The 13,961-nt window shown below is 49.4% G+C and carries 11 protein-coding genes; 1 reads left to right on the top strand and 10 read right to left on the bottom strand.

Annotated elements, in window-relative coordinates; translation table 11 throughout:
• Positions 1–62 precede the first annotated feature (62 nt).
• From IEX81_RS08180 to IEX81_RS08170, 3 genes are all read right to left on the bottom strand, one after another.
• Positions 63–1,007: a peptidoglycan-binding protein gene (locus tag IEX81_RS08180; protein WP_188802590.1), complete on the bottom strand. Its 945-nt coding sequence runs from the start codon at positions 1,005–1,007 to the stop codon at positions 63–65.
• Positions 1,008–1,125: 118 nt separating this feature from the next.
• On the bottom strand, positions 1,126–1,872 hold the full coding sequence (locus tag IEX81_RS08175) for a DsbA family protein (RefSeq protein ID WP_188802589.1): 747 nt from the start codon (positions 1,870–1,872) through the stop codon (positions 1,126–1,128).
• Positions 1,873–1,936: 64 nt separating this feature from the next.
• Positions 1,937–2,695: a polysaccharide deacetylase family protein gene (locus tag IEX81_RS08170; RefSeq protein WP_188802588.1), complete on the bottom strand. Its 759-nt coding sequence runs from the start codon at positions 2,693–2,695 to the stop codon at positions 1,937–1,939.
• Positions 2,696–3,664: 969 nt separating this feature from the next.
• Between IEX81_RS08170 and IEX81_RS08165 the strand changes: the two genes are divergently transcribed.
• Positions 3,665–4,822 (top strand): MGDG synthase family glycosyltransferase, encoded by a 1,158-nt coding sequence (locus IEX81_RS08165; protein ID WP_188802587.1) that lies wholly within the window; start codon positions 3,665–3,667, stop codon positions 4,820–4,822.
• A 78-nt stretch (positions 4,823–4,900) separates the two neighbouring features.
• On the opposite strand, the gene IEX81_RS08160 is transcribed toward IEX81_RS08165, so the two are convergent.
• The 7 genes from IEX81_RS08160 to IEX81_RS08130 all read right to left on the bottom strand — a co-directional run bounded on the left by IEX81_RS08160 (position 4,901) and on the right by IEX81_RS08130 (position 13,867).
• Positions 4,901–6,223, bottom strand: coding sequence for a VTT domain-containing protein (locus IEX81_RS08160; RefSeq protein WP_188802586.1), 1,323 nt, complete (start codon positions 6,221–6,223; stop codon positions 4,901–4,903).
• 299 nt (positions 6,224–6,522) lie between these two features.
• Complete coding sequence (locus IEX81_RS08155) at positions 6,523–7,416, bottom strand: DUF1002 domain-containing protein (protein ID WP_188802621.1); 894 nt, start codon at positions 7,414–7,416, stop codon at positions 6,523–6,525.
• A gap of 187 nt (positions 7,417–7,603) precedes the next feature.
• Entirely contained in the window at positions 7,604–8,917 is a 1,314-nt protein-coding gene (locus IEX81_RS08150; RefSeq protein WP_188802585.1) for a dicarboxylate/amino acid:cation symporter, read from the bottom strand.
• Positions 8,918–9,298: 381 nt separating this feature from the next.
• Entirely contained in the window at positions 9,299–9,604 is a 306-nt protein-coding gene (locus IEX81_RS08145) for a Dabb family protein (RefSeq protein ID WP_188802584.1), read from the bottom strand.
• A 96-nt stretch (positions 9,605–9,700) separates the two neighbouring features.
• A complete protein-coding gene (locus IEX81_RS08140; protein WP_188802583.1) occupies positions 9,701–11,566 on the bottom strand; it encodes a bifunctional homocysteine S-methyltransferase/methylenetetrahydrofolate reductase in 1,866 nt (621 codons plus the stop codon).
• The gene (metC, locus tag IEX81_RS08135) at positions 11,566–12,753 is read right to left on the bottom strand and encodes a cystathionine beta-lyase (protein WP_188802582.1); all 1,188 of its coding nucleotides are present in this window, start codon (positions 12,751–12,753) and stop codon (positions 11,566–11,568) included. Before metC ends, IEX81_RS08140 begins: the two co-directional genes overlap by 1 nt.
• Positions 12,746–13,867: a methionine biosynthesis PLP-dependent protein gene (locus IEX81_RS08130; protein WP_188802581.1), complete on the bottom strand. Its 1,122-nt coding sequence runs from the start codon at positions 13,865–13,867 to the stop codon at positions 12,746–12,748. Before IEX81_RS08130 ends, metC begins: the two co-directional genes overlap by 8 nt.
• Between the last annotated feature and the right edge of the window lie 94 nt (positions 13,868–13,961).

Below are 13,961 nucleotides of genomic sequence, written 5' to 3'. Positions count from 1 at the left end.
GCTCTATAGAGTGCAGTTTAGATGTTTGAAGGGTGCTTTATGCTTGCGCCCTCCCGGCTGAATTATTGAAGCACCTGAACCTTCACGGTGCGTCTTCCCCATTGCAGCGCTTCAGTATTGCTGTTGAAAAAAACGTCGATTCTCAGTCCCTTGATTGCTCCGCCTGTATCTCCGGCCACCGCGTAGCCGTAACCCTCTACATATAACTTGGTGCCAAGAGGTACGACAGAAGGGTCGACGGCAACAACCTTTGCGTTCGGATTGTTCATAAGGTTGATGCCCGTTGCCGTTATTCCCGAGCATCCGGAACAACTCGCCGTGTAAGCCGTGCTGTTTGCATAAAATTCTTTTACCGCTGTGACTGGTTTTGCGTCGGGGGCTGAAGCTGCGCCTTGGACAACGGTACGTACTGAAGGAACCTGATGCTGTTGCACCTGCCGCCGGGGCAGGCTTTCGCTTTCAGCCGTGTACCGCTCTTCATCCAGCTTCTCTATGCTTCCCCATGTCTGAGGCCCGACGATGCCGTCGACCTCAATGTTCGTGTTCCTCTGCAATGTAACGACCGCCTGCTCGGTAATCGACCCGAAGTAACCGTCGATCGATCCGCTGTAGAAGCCGAACCGGTCCAGATATTGCTGAAGACTTTTGACATACTCTCCTTGCGATCCTTTGGCAAGAAGGCCGATGTTTTTGTGAATCAGAGCAGCGAGCGCCTGTTTCGTCTGTTCCCCAACCAATCCGTCTGCGGTCAATCCGTTCCTCACCTGAAATTGTTTTACGGATTTTTCTGTCACACTGCCGAAATAGCCGGTCGGCCTCAGCGGGTAATCCCCCGTTGCTTTCAAAATCGTCTGGACGGTTTTAACGTCCTCGCTTTGCATTCCCTTATGGATCAAACCGTCGTCACTGATTAAATGTGCAGCGGCATACTGAGGCAGCAGTAAGAAAGAAGAGGTGAATGTTGCGGCAACGGCCACGCTTTTCGCCATTGCGTTCCCATAATACATGAATGTCTCCCCCTATCGTTCATAGTCTCTTTTACTAATATGACAATAGGCAGGATCGCATACTTTACAATCAGATGACAGGACATCCATCTCTTCATAACCGGTCATCAAGTGTCGATCATTTTTTATTCAGCGCCTGATCAATTGCCTGTTTTAAAACAGCGTAATCCTGTGCCCCATCGATCATCGTGCCGTTTACAAAAACAGTCGGCGTCCCGGGGACACCGAGTTCCTCGGCCATTTGATTATCCCTTGCAACCGCATTTTTATTCGATGCTGTGTCCAGAGCGTTCTGAAATGCCTTCAGGTCAAGAGACGGAACGGTCTGTTTTGCAATGTCGGTCAGCAGCTGCTTGGTCACCCATTCGGTTTTTTCGTCACCCTGCGCCTTGAACAGGGCATCGTGAAAGGCCCAGAAGGCTTTCGGATTCTGGCGGAAAACTTCTTCCGCGGCATTGGCCGCAAGCAAGGAGCCCGGCCCAAGAATCGTATAATTGATATAGTAAAGACTGACTTTATTCGTTTCAATGTAGTTCTTTTCAAGCTGCGGTACGACGTTATCTTCGAACTGTTTGCAGTAAGGGCATCGATAATCCGCGAATTCGACGACTTTGACCGGAGCATTGGTGCTTCCTATGAAGGGCTGTCCATTGTAATTGATGCCAGTCGCCTGTTCCGTACGATGAGTCGCCTGCTTCTTCTGAGGTTTCTCTTCACGTGCCAGCTGACCCTGATAGATCATGACGATGACTGCGGCGATAAGCACAATCACAATCACCGAACTGAAGACAACGATACGTCTCTTTCTATTTCCGCTTTCAAGATCTTTGTCCGCTTTTAGGAACTCTTTTTTCTTACTGGACATCAGAACACCTCTTTGATCCGAATTTTATAATTTGCCTAAAACTTCCGGCGAATTCGGCTGCCTCTTAAGAAAGTTTCTTGTTTCTCCGGTTGGCATGCTCCCGCTCATACAACTCGTCGACCGTCACAAAATCATACCGATGCCGGGCGTCCGGAAGAATCTCTTTCAAAGCCGCAATCGTATTTGTCGGTGCATCGCGGTCCGCGCCGGGATTCTCGCCATTATCGTGCAGACAGATCACCGCACCGTCGCGCATATGTTTCAGAATTCTTTTTTTCAGGCGTTCCTTCCCAAGAGCCTCGCGCCAGTCGCCAAGAATGGCCGACCACAAAACGACCCGCAGACCTCCCGATGTGAAAGGCAGAAACAGGTTGATATGGCCCCACGGCGGGCGGTAGTAAACCGGCCGGTCTCCGGTAATCGATGCAACGGCATCCGCAGCACGCCTGCATTGTTTTCTTGTCCCGTTCGGCGTAAGGAACCAGTTGCTGAGATGACTGTAGTGATGAATGCCGATTAAATGTCCCTCACTCTTCATTCTTTTAACCAGAACAGGGTTTTTCAGCGCCCTTTCTCCCACGACGAAAAAAGTTGCCCGCACTTGATTTTTTTTCAGAACGTCAAGCAGCTGTGCCGTGTACCGGGCATCCGGACCATCGTCAAACGTCAGGCAAACCATTTCCTTTCCGCGGCTGTTTTTTTTTCTGGCAGAACCTCTGAAAAAAAACGAGCGCATCGATAGGGTCGGGATAATACTATATAGAGCAAACATAATCAAAAGTATAAGAAAAACTGTCCAAGCTGTCTGTATCAAACGATCCATCAGCCATCGCCTCTTTTTTATGAAAGAAATCAGTCATGTCTCAATCAGCCGCGAGGCAAGTGAGAAACCGGCATGGGACAACGGTCAGCCTGTTCTTATGCATATGGCTGCCCCGCCGTTTTTATTTGTATTTTTTTCTGAACCCGTCAGTGGTTGAAGAATCATTATTTTCACCGGGCTGTCGCCGCTGTCCATACAGGAGAGCAGTCGACCGGCATGATGCATGTCTTCACGGCTGTTTTCTATTCTGCACCGATTTAATCACGGTTTATCTCAAAAGTTATTATATAGGAAAACCGTTTACGATGAAATATTAAAGATATTACCACCGGAAAAAATTGAAAGAAGGGCGGCGCAGCCGGGCCTGTCGCCGAATTTACGGAGAAAATTAAAGGATCGTATTCTCTGCTATTCTTAAAACGTCATCGGGGTATGAAAAAGATGCAGACAAGCTTTGATGGTTTGCTTTATACTGTAAGTGGTGCACTGCGTTTACCGAACATGTCAGGGAGATGCTTCTCTCGGATTGTACGAATCGTTTCTCTGAATCTATTTGTTCCATTTTTATTTCAAAATAGAAGTTTTATAATGTTCTTCAGAGCCTCTTCCGCGGCAAGCTTGCACCAGTCCGTTCCAAAGGGTATATTGATACATGCGGCAGAACGCTCGTGTTCTGAATACGTTCCCGAGTCTTCCGGTTAGTGCCGCGAATACAGCAGGATGAAACTATGATCCTGAAGCGGCCGTTTGCCTTTGGAAGGCTGCATATGTTTGATTCAGAGGCCCGGCAAGCGGCCCCGTCCTTCGCCTGAGTCATTAAAAAGTCACATAGCCAAGTCAATGCACGAATAATTGAAGTATTGGATTTTCACGTTTTATACAACGTTTTCTTTTCGTGAATTCTTGAAACTGAACGGCTCACAGGTTGGATATAATAACAGGAACTTTAAACTGACGAGGTGTTAGATCATGGCTATTGCAAAAGTGATCATTTTAACTGGATCATATGGGGCCGGTCATAAGCGGGCGGCTCATGCACTGGCAAAAGCCTTGGATTTAAATACATCCCAATTCAGTACGCGCATATTGGATGTGACTTCCTTAGCGACTCCAAAACTTGATTCATTGGAAAAGCGCACGTTTCTATCCGGGGTAACTCATTTTCCTTCGCTTTACCATTACATCTATAAAAAAACACAAAAAAATAATATAGCGTCTTCTCTGATCAAGAAAATGAATCGGTTCGGTATCTATCGGCTGATTTCAGCCCTAGAAGAAGAGCATCCGGATCTGATTGTCAGCACTTTTCCTATCGCATCGGTTATGATGTCGCTTATCAAACAGGCAGAATGGTTTACGTCCGTTCCCTTTCTGACCGTGATCACCGACTATTCCGTTCACAGCACCTGGGTGAACCAGCATACGGACGGTTATCTCGTCGCCTCTCGTGAAGTCAAGCAAATGCTGGTTGACATGAAAGTTGATCCGAGAAAAATCATGATAACCGGCATCCCGATTCATCCGAAGTTTTCCGTGCTGCAAAACAAGAACGAATTAAAAGAAAAGTATCATATTCCTTATCATCAGAAAGTGCTGCTCTTGATGGGCGGCGGCGGCGGTATATTCGGCCATTTCCTTCCGATTCTCAGACAATTGGACAAAATGGAGCCGGATGTCCGGATTGTGATTATCTGCGGTCAGAACCGAAAAATTTTTCAGCAATTTACTCAATTCAGCCGGACAGCAAAACATGATATTCAGGTGGAAGGCTTCGTGCACAACATGAATGAGTGGATGGCCATAGCCGATCTGTTGATTACGAAACCCGGCGGACTAACCATTTCCGAAGCTATCGCGTCCGAACTTCCAATGATCATATACAGGCCTCTCGGCGGACAGGAAGCGGACAATACTCAGTTTTTGCTGTCGTCGGGCATTTCAGTAGCCACCAACAATCACTCGGATCTTGTTGAGCACTTGAATGATCTTCTCAGCAATCCGCTGACACTGGATATCATGCGCAACAATATGAAACCTTACAGCATGGAGCAAAGAAAGTCTGCCGAGAACGCGGCAAACGCCATTGCCCAATTTTTATCAGCAGCCAGTTCCATTCAGTTTGCATAAGAAACGCAAGGTGTGCGATTGTCCCCTTGCGTTTTTTCTTTCATGCCCAGCCATGCCTATGCCCGGCATCTCCGTTTTTCACCTTTCCTGGGTCCGCTGTTCCCATTCAGTGTGTGAGAGCCTGTCAGTAATCAGAATCAGCCTCCAGAATTCAAGGCACATGATCATAAAGCTCACCCAGATTCCCGATAAAATATAATCGGTCATCAGATCACTCGGGAGCTGATACTGCATATAAAGCGGACCAAGCCCCGCCGCGATCAGAAGACAGAATCCGAGCAGATTGGCTGCGATTTTAGCCCAATACCTCTTCAAATACCTTGTAATCAAATAAATAAAATAACCGTACAGAACGAGGGCCATAATCAGCTGGCTGTCCGGTTCAAACTGAAGGCCGCTCGATGTCACTGAACCGATCAGCTTGCCAATAAGCTGAGGCAAATAGGTGACAAACAGCACGCCGCCCACCGTCATAAAAAAGAACATCTGTATTTCGAGTTTTTTCTGTTTCCCGAGCAGCAGAATCAGAGCGCAGGTCAGAATGCCGGTCACAATCATCGCCGCTATGTTTGAAAGAAATAATGTTTTTTCAAAAAAAGCATACCATCCCGGTGAAACGGCAGCCGAAAAAATCATGATCCAGTTCTGGTTAAACATGACCGACTTCTGATGGAAAAAATCGTCCGTTAATCCGAACATTACGGAATTCAGCACGGCAAAAACGATTGCGGCTCCCATAATAAGCAGCTTCAGCCTTAACCGCGATTGAAAGTTGGTAAAAAGGCTCCTATAGGCGACAATCGTCCAGTGCTTGATGGATTTCCGATTGTACCGGATCACGTAATAAAGAATAACAAGGACAGACAGGGCAGCGATCAGTATGATGAAATATTTTTTGAATGCTGTTGCAATCAGCTCATATCTCGGACCGAGAAGCTTGCCAAGGATGATAAACGTCAGGACCCAAATAAGATAACCCAAGTAGGAAAATATGGCATACGAACGGAAAGATACTTTCGTTATTCCGGACATATAGCCAATGACATGGCGTACGCCCGGAATAAAGCTTGAAAAGAGCAGAAGACTTTTCCCGTACCGGTCGAATACTTGAGAAAATTTATCCAGTCCTTCCTTCCGGAGATGGATGTAGCGCCCGTACTTATAAAAAAACGGTGCACCCAGCCGCCGGCCCAGCCAATAGGTCACGGTCACTCCGGCGATACAGCCGAGCGTTCCGAAAAGGACGGCAACACCCCAGTTCAACTTGCCCTGATAAGCCAGATAGCCCACATAACTCATCAGCAGTTCATTAGGGACCGGCAGCGCGAGCATTTCAATGAAAAGCGAAAAAAACAAACACAAGTAGCCATAATTGTTTAAAAGGTGCATAAGCGTGCTCATCAGCGATCCTCCAGATTGTTACTCTTTCTTTAGAGAAGGGGCTCCGGCAAAATGAACCTGTCCGGCAAATGTATGTAAATCGTTCGAAACATCCGGTTATACCGCTCGTCCCGGCTTCGGGAGTCCCGAACTTTGTTTCTCTGAACTCTGCCTCTTTGTCAGCTTTTTCAGCTATATCTATATATTCGCAAACCAGTTCAAAAAAAGCGACCTCACGCCGGCCGCCTGAAACAAATTTTTCTCTTATTTGTTAAAAAAAGTGCGGATTCAAAAGTCAACGGCCCAATTTAACAAAGCTTTTACTTAAAAAGGGAAGTCAGAGCGTTGAATATCGCGTTGAAAAAATTTCCGATGGCGCTGAGCACCTGAGCCATGAAACCCTTCGCCTGGCTCGAATTGGCCATTCGGCCGATTTGATCCTTCAGCTGCTGCATCTGGCTGCCGACCTGATTCCAGTTAATATTCAAGCTCCTCATCTTGTCAAAAAGATCAACAAGCTTCTGTACATCGGCATCGCTCAGATTCACATTGACCTGCTGAGCGGAATCGCGAACGATTTTTTCAATGTCCGCCCGCGACTTCGGCGCATTTTTTGCGATGTTGTCTTTGATCGCCGTCACAAGCTGTGTTGCCTTGTCTTTTCCGATCCCAGGCTGACTGCCCAGCTGGGCGGTCGTCACGACTTCTTCATTAGCTACTTGCTTATTCGCCTCCGGTATGACTTTTCCCGTTGACGTCTCATACGCCTTGATCAAGCCGGTCAGTGCGGCTGTTCCCGATACAGGAAAAGGGGCCGTCACATAGACATTCGCGTCTTTGACTCCGGCAGTAGCTAGTGCATTGATATACATGTCTTTTGTCACGTATGTGATGTTATTTGTACTTGCCGTCAGTCCGGAACCTGGCTGGCCAAGCGTGATCTTCGACGAGCTGATCGCCCTTGTTCCGATCTGGGACGGTGAAAGATATTTATCCAAGTACTGGTGTTCTTCATTATTCGTCACATCTATGATCTTTGTCGTCTGCGGGTCGACACTCATCTCGTTCAAAATAGACGTACGCTGCGCGGGTGTCAGATCCGCACCCAGTGTGACCACGACATCCCCCGGGACAGCATCGGCCAATGCTTTTTCCGGCCCGAACCCGCTCGCTGCCAGAACAGCGGCAAGGGCAAGCGGCAAGATTTTTTTCAGTTTCATGATGAATTCCTTTCCGGGTTTCAAGCGCTCAGTATCGAAAGACCTGAAGCAGTACCCAAAAGATTAACACCCATTTTCTTCGCCCGAAAAATGAAAAACTTGCACGTTCCGCGGATTTTTTAAGGTACCGCATCTTGTGCAAGTTCATGATATCGGCGAAGGAACGGGAAGTCAAGTCTGTTTAAGACAAGGGACCGTTCTGCACCGGAGAGACAGGACCTTCATGGAAAACGCCGCCTTGCTCCGGGTGGCGCATGGCATAGAGCGCCTGCTGTTCCTTCTTTTTATCAAATGCCTTTTCACTTTTGGAAATCACGATTGTGGCAATTCCGTTTCCGATCAGATTGGTAATCGCGCGTGCTTCACTCATGAAACGATCGACACCGAGCAGCAGGCCGAGTCCTGCAATCGGGATCACGTGCATCGCGGTCAATGTCGAAGCCAGCACGATGAATCCGCCGCCCGTAACCGCCGCGGCACCTTTGGACGTCAGCATCAGAATAAGAATAATCGCAATCTGCTGCCCCAGATCAAGCGGAACGTGGAAAACCTGAGCCAGGAAAACGACAGCCATCGTCAGATAAATCGATGTTCCATCGAGGTTGAACGAATATCCGGCCGGTATGACGAGCCCGACAACTGATTTTTCGCAGCCCAGCCGCTCCAATTTATCCATCATACGTGGAAGCGCTGCTTCCGAAGAACTCGTCCCGAAAACAATCAGGATCTCGTCTTTAATGTATCTTAAATAAGTAAACAGATTAAACCCGGCTAATTTGCAGATGAGCATCAGGACGACAAATATGAACAGAGCCATGGTCACATAGACAGAGATCATCAGTTTAACAAGCGGCCCGATCGTCTGCAGCCCGAAATTGCTAATCGTGTAGGCCATCGCGCCGAATGCCCCGATTGGGGCCGCATACATGATATATTCGATAATCTTGAAAAAAACCTGAGAGACCTGGTCAAAAAAGTCAACGAGCGGCTGCCCCTTTTTGCCAAGAGCCGAAAGTCCGAATCCAAACAGAACGGAAAAGAAAAGAACCTGCAGGATATCGCCCCGGGCGAACGCATCGATGACGTTGCTCGGTATGATATTCAGAAAGAATTCCGTCCAGTTCATGCCCGTGCTGCTGCCAGATGTGAACTTGGAGACGTCGCCGCTCGGCATCTTGGCAGGATCAAGACCCGACCCCGGCTGCAGGAGATGGACGACAACAAGCCCGATGATCAGGGCGATCGTCGTCACCACTTCGAAATAAATCAAAGCCTTGCCGCCAACCTTGCCGACCTTTTTCATATTCCCCATTCTGGAAATACCGACAACAATCGTCAGAAAGATGATCGGCGCAATAACCATCTTGACCGCATTGATAAACGTGGTGCCGAGCGCTTGCAGATGAGTGCCGATTCCCGGCCAGAAAAAGCCGACAAGAATGCCTGAAATGATGGCCACGATCACTTGAAAAGTTAAATTTTTTAAAAGCCGCACGAAAATCTCTCCCCTTTTTCCCTTGTTTGTTACCGCTTTCATTTCACTTCGTTCAAACTGCTTCTTTTGAACGAATGGCCGCAGCCCAAAAATGTTAACATTTTGTGAATTTATTATACCATAGTATGTCTAATATAACATACTATTTATCTTAAAAATTTCTCCGCCCAAAGGAACATAGCGCGGGCGTTGCCTTCGTTGCGGGGGCCAGGATGGCTTAATGCCGAACAGGCCGCAGGACGCGGCGCTTATGTTCAGCCGCTTATACGATAATCCTCAAAAATTCGATAATTTCTTATAGTACAAAAAAACCGTCTGAATGTACCCATCTTTCCGCACCATTCAGACGGTTTTTCGTCATCTTCTTTTTCTCTCAGAGTGTCATTCCGGATCCGGGATTTCAAAATCGACGGCTAATGTATCGACCAGCCCGGCTTCTTTTAGATAAGAAACCACGGCCTGATGCTCCGGCGACGGTGTGTAGTGTTCATGATCAGCCTGTGATCTGAAGCGGACCGTCAGCGCCATGGAGTAGCCCTTGGCGCGTGTCGAGTAATTCTGCCCGGCTTGAATATCAAGAATTCCGGGTAATTCATGGATCAGATGCTGCAGGCGCCGCGCACCTTCCTCTTTTTGCGCCTGCGTTGTTTCGTCACTGAATTTAAACAGAACGATGTGTTCAATCATCGATAGACCCTCTTTTCATAAGATAGCTAGCTGTCTCATTAATTTTATCACATCACACTTGAACACCTGCAAAGAAAACGTTTCATCGTGCCGTTCTTAAGACTGACTGCCCGCTTTCCGGACAGCGGCTGCGCGGCTTAGAAGACGTTCTTTTTCTTTAATGTATTTGATCAGTTCGACCGTTACGGAATAGTGCCCCATCGTCGTGATCAGATAAATGCCCCTGAAGTGTTCCATGGCAGTATCAATAAGTTCTTTGGCAATCTCCGTTCCCGCCTGAATGGATTCTTCTTTGCTTTTGGCAAGCGCCATCCGCTTTCGTACATTATCGGGCAGCCTGATACCCGGCACTTCATTATGCAGAAACTCCGCATTCCGGGACGAGGTCAGCGGCATAATACCGATGTAAAGCGGTTCGGACACGTCTGAAGTTGCCGCACTGACTTCAGCGATGCGCTGTTTGTCGAATGCAGGCTGCGAGATAAAATAATCCGCTCCGCATTCCGCCTTCCGCTTCATTCGCTGTACGGCGCGGTCAAGATTGCGGACATTCGGATTGAAAGCGGCTGCTACACGAAAATGTGTCGGATGCTTCAGGCTTTTGCCGGAGTAGGAGATTCCGCGGTTAAACTTCTTGACCAGCTCAATCAGCTGCATCGATGAAAGATCATAAACCGACGTGGCTCCCGGAAAATCGCCGATTTTTGTCGGATCGCCGGTCACAACCAGCAGGTCGTGCAGGCCAAGAACGTCAAGCCCCATCAGGTGTGACTGGATACCGATCAGATTGCGGTCGCGGCATGTCAGGTGAACGAGAGGCGGGATAGAAAACCGCTCTTTGATCAGGTGGCCGATGGCCGCGTTGCTGATCCTGGGCGAGGCAAGTGAATTGTCCGCCATCGTGATCGCGTCGGCACCGGCCTCCTCGATGGCCCGGACCCCTTTGAAAAAGTGCGCCGTGCTCAGATGCCGCGGCGTATCGAATTCGACAAATACCGAACGGCCGCTCACAGCCTTCTCGTAAAGGGGCGTTTCAGGCTGACTGTCGCCCCGTTCAACAACGATTGTTGCGGTCTTTTTTACCTTTTTTGTCTGAAGCGGCTCCAGTTCGGCAATCCCGTTTTTGAAAGCTTCGATCTGCACCGGGGTTGTGCCGCAGCACCCGCCGAGCAGCCGCACTCCTTCATTGCGGAAGTCAACCGCATATTTTTTAAAATAACCCGGTTCGGTTTCATAATACAGCTTGCCGTCCCGGTAGTCAGGCAGACTGCCGTTCGGATAGGCGGAAAGGAATGCGCGCTTCGGCAGCGGAATTCCCTGAAGCGCCTGAATCATATGAAACGGGCCGAGACGGCAATTAGTCCCGACAATGTCCGCGCCAAGGCCTTCCAGCTCTTTAAGTGCGTCGGCAAGCGGCAGGCCATTGAGCAGAATACCGGGCTCCTGCATGGACACATGAGCAATGATCGGTTTATCTGTCGATTTTCTTGCGCGTTTCAGCACCTCCCGCAATTCATCGAAATCATAATAAGTTTCGAGCAGGAGACCGTCCACGCCGTTTTCAATCAGACAGTCCGCCTGTTCCTGAAAGCTCCGCGTGATTTCACTCAGTTCCAGAGACTGTTTCTGGAAACCGCGGATGCCGCCGATTGTCCCAAAAACATAGGTCTCCGCCCGAGCAGCGCTTTTTGCGATTTCCACTGCTGCCGCATTGAAGCGGGTGACCTCCTTTTCCAGTCCGTAACGGGCGAGTTTGATCGCGTTCGCTCCGTATGTGTTGGTCTGAATAACATCCGCACCGGCATTGACGTAAGCTTCATGCACATGCCTGACCTCGTCCGCGTGGGACACATTGAGTTCTTCAAAACATCGGTCGATGCCGTAAGAATATAAAAGTGTTCCCATGGCTCCGTCGCCGATCAAAATTCTTTTCCGTAGTTCATCAAGTATAGGTGGGCGCATCATTCTCCGCTCCTAACTGTCAGTTTCTCTTTCTCCCGAACCGCATCGAGGGCATCCTGAAAATCCCGGATCAGATCGCCCGGGTCTTCCAGACCCACCGACAGGCGAAGCAGTCCGCTTGCGATCCCCGCTTTGACCCGTTCCTCCCCGGACAATTCCGCATGGGACATTCTCGGCGGATAAGATAAAATCGATTCGACGGCGCCGAGGCTGACGGCAAAGACCGGAAGACTGGCGTGATCGACAAATGTCCGGGCGCAGGTTTCATTTTTCAGTTCGAAAGACAGTACGGCACCTCCGGATTCCGCCTGCCGAGCCTGCAGTGCCGAACCCGGATGGCCGGGCAGGCCCGGATAATAGACCGTACGCACTTCCCGCCGCGTCTTAAGAAATTCGGCAATCATCCGCGCCGACTGTGCAGATTTGCGGATGCGGACATCCAATGTCTTCAGTCCCCGGAGCAGAAGCCATGAATCCTGAACGCCGAGTATGGCGCCCATCGCATTCTGTAAAAAATAAAGTCTGTCTGCGAGTTCTTCGCTGCCCGCGACGGCCAGTCCCGCGACAACATCACTGTGACCGGAAATAAACTTGGTCGCGCTGTGCAGAACGAGGTCCGCGCCCAGCTCAAGCGGGCGCTGAAACACAGGAGTCATGAATGTATTATCCACGAAGGTGAGACAGCCGTGCGCCCGGGCAATTTCGGAAACCGCGCGAATATCCGTTACCTTGAGTGTAGGATTGGAAGGTGTCTCAACGTAAATGACTTTGGTATTCGGCCTGACCGCCCGCTCCACCTCTTCAAGGTCGGTTGTATCAACAAACGTATAGCTGATGGCAAAACGATTCAGTACCTGGGTGAGAATCCGGAACGTCCCGCCGTACACATTTTTCGGAACGACCGCGTGATCCCCCGCTGAAAGGAGCAGAAAAGCCGAAGATATGGCGGCCATGCCCGACGCAAAGGCGAATCCGCGCACGCCTCCCTCCAGCGATGCAATGGCCTCCTCCAGAGCTTCGCGGGTCGGATTGCCCGAACGGCTGTAATCGTATTTTCCGTAGTGATCAAAATCTTTTTGATGAAAAGTAGAGGACAGATAAATAGGGACATTGGCGGCTCCAGTCTGCGGATCGACCGCCACCGTTTTCCTGATCAGTTTTGTTGAAAAGCTGAATGTGTCAGCCATGCAGCGCCACACCCTTTTTAAGGGATTGGAAAGCCTGATCCAGATCATTGATCAGATCGTCGGGATGCTCGATCCCGGTCGACAGACGCAGCAGCGAGTTGGATAATCCGTACTTGAGACGGTCGGCCTCCGGAATATCAGCGTGCGTCTGTGTGGCGGGATAAGTAATCAGGCTTTCCACACCCCCGAGGCTTTCCGCAAAGGTAATCAAGCGCAGCGCCTTGAGAAAAGGTTGAACGTAAATTTCTTTGCTGAGCTCAAAACTGACCATCCCCCCCTTGCCCGGATAAAGAACCCGGGTTACGAGTAGCTGATCATTCAGGTAACTGACAATCCTCCTGGCATTGGTCTCATGCTGCCTCATCCTCAGCGCCAGAGTTTTCATTCCGCGGATCAGAAGCCAGGAATCGAACGGATCAAGCACGAGGCCGCAAGAATTATGGAAAAGCCTTAGTTTCTCGGTAACTTCAGAGGAATTGGAGACAACCAGGCCGGCCAGCACATCATTGTGCCCGCCCAGATACTTGGTCGCACTGTGCACGACCAGATCGGCCCCTTCTTCAATCGGTTTCTGCAGCACCGGGGTGTAAAATGTGTTGTCAACGATCAGAAGCAGATGATTTTTTCTGGCAATGTAGGAGACTTCGGATATGTCTGTTTCCCGCATCAGCGGATTGGTTGGCGTTTCAATAAAAATAGCTTTCGTCTGCGGCTCTACAAGGGAGGCCAGTTTTTCATAACTCGCGCCGTCCCAGTAGGTGAATGTGATGCGGTATTGTCTGGCGAGGATTTCGAATAGACGGTAGGTTCCGCCGTACAAATCTCTGGAGGCAATAATGTGGTCCCCGGACTGAAAGAGTGAAAAAACAAGCTGGATCGCACTCATACCGGAACTACAGGCAAAACCTTCCTCTCCGCCTTCGATCGAGGCAATCGCTTTCTCAAGAATCGACCGGGTCGGGTTTCCTGTCCGGATATAATCATACCCCTTTGAAACGCCGATCCCTTCGTGGCGATATGCAGTCGATAGATAAATAGGCGCGTTCACGGCACCCAGTTCGTCAAAACCGTTGCCAATTTGTGTCAGTTTCGTTTCCGTTTTGTAAGCTGTCATCTGATTGTTCCCCTTTCCGTTCCATAATCAATAACCCTGACCGGCCCCGAAATTTCAATATCAAAAAAAGCCTTCTTCGATAAGAAGAAGGCCG

This window comes from Sporolactobacillus putidus (assembly GCF_014647035.1).
GTDB lineage: Bacteria > Bacillota > Bacilli > Bacillales > Sporolactobacillaceae > Sporolactobacillus > Sporolactobacillus putidus.
This window is presented reverse-complemented; position numbering and strand designations above follow the sequence as displayed.

Excerpts from the sequence above, each read along its gene's own strand:
- IEX81_RS08180 (WP_188802590.1), bottom strand. The coding sequence starts at position 1,007 with ATGTATTATGGGAACGCAATGGCGAAAAGCGTGGCCGTTGCCGCAACA.
- IEX81_RS08145 (WP_188802584.1), bottom strand. The coding sequence starts at position 9,604 with ATGATTGAACACATCGTTCTGTTTAAATTCAGTGACGAAACAACGCAG.
- metC (WP_188802582.1), bottom strand. The coding sequence starts at position 12,753 with ATGGCTGACACATTCAGCTTTTCAACAAAACTGATCAGGAAAACGGTG.
- IEX81_RS08170 (WP_188802588.1), bottom strand. The coding sequence starts at position 2,695 with ATGGATCGTTTGATACAGACAGCTTGGACAGTTTTTCTTATACTTTTG.
- IEX81_RS08130 (WP_188802581.1), bottom strand. The coding sequence starts at position 13,867 with ATGACAGCTTACAAAACGGAAACGAAACTGACACAAATTGGCAACGGT.
- IEX81_RS08140 (WP_188802583.1), bottom strand. The coding sequence starts at position 11,566 with ATGCGCCCACCTATACTTGATGAACTACGGAAAAGAATTTTGATCGGC.
- IEX81_RS08175 (WP_188802589.1), bottom strand. The coding sequence starts at position 1,872 with ATGTCCAGTAAGAAAAAAGAGTTCCTAAAAGCGGACAAAGATCTTGAA.
- IEX81_RS08165 (WP_188802587.1), top strand. The coding sequence starts at position 3,665 with ATGGCTATTGCAAAAGTGATCATTTTAACTGGATCATATGGGGCCGGT.
- IEX81_RS08160 (WP_188802586.1), bottom strand. The coding sequence starts at position 6,223 with ATGAGCACGCTTATGCACCTTTTAAACAATTATGGCTACTTGTGTTTG.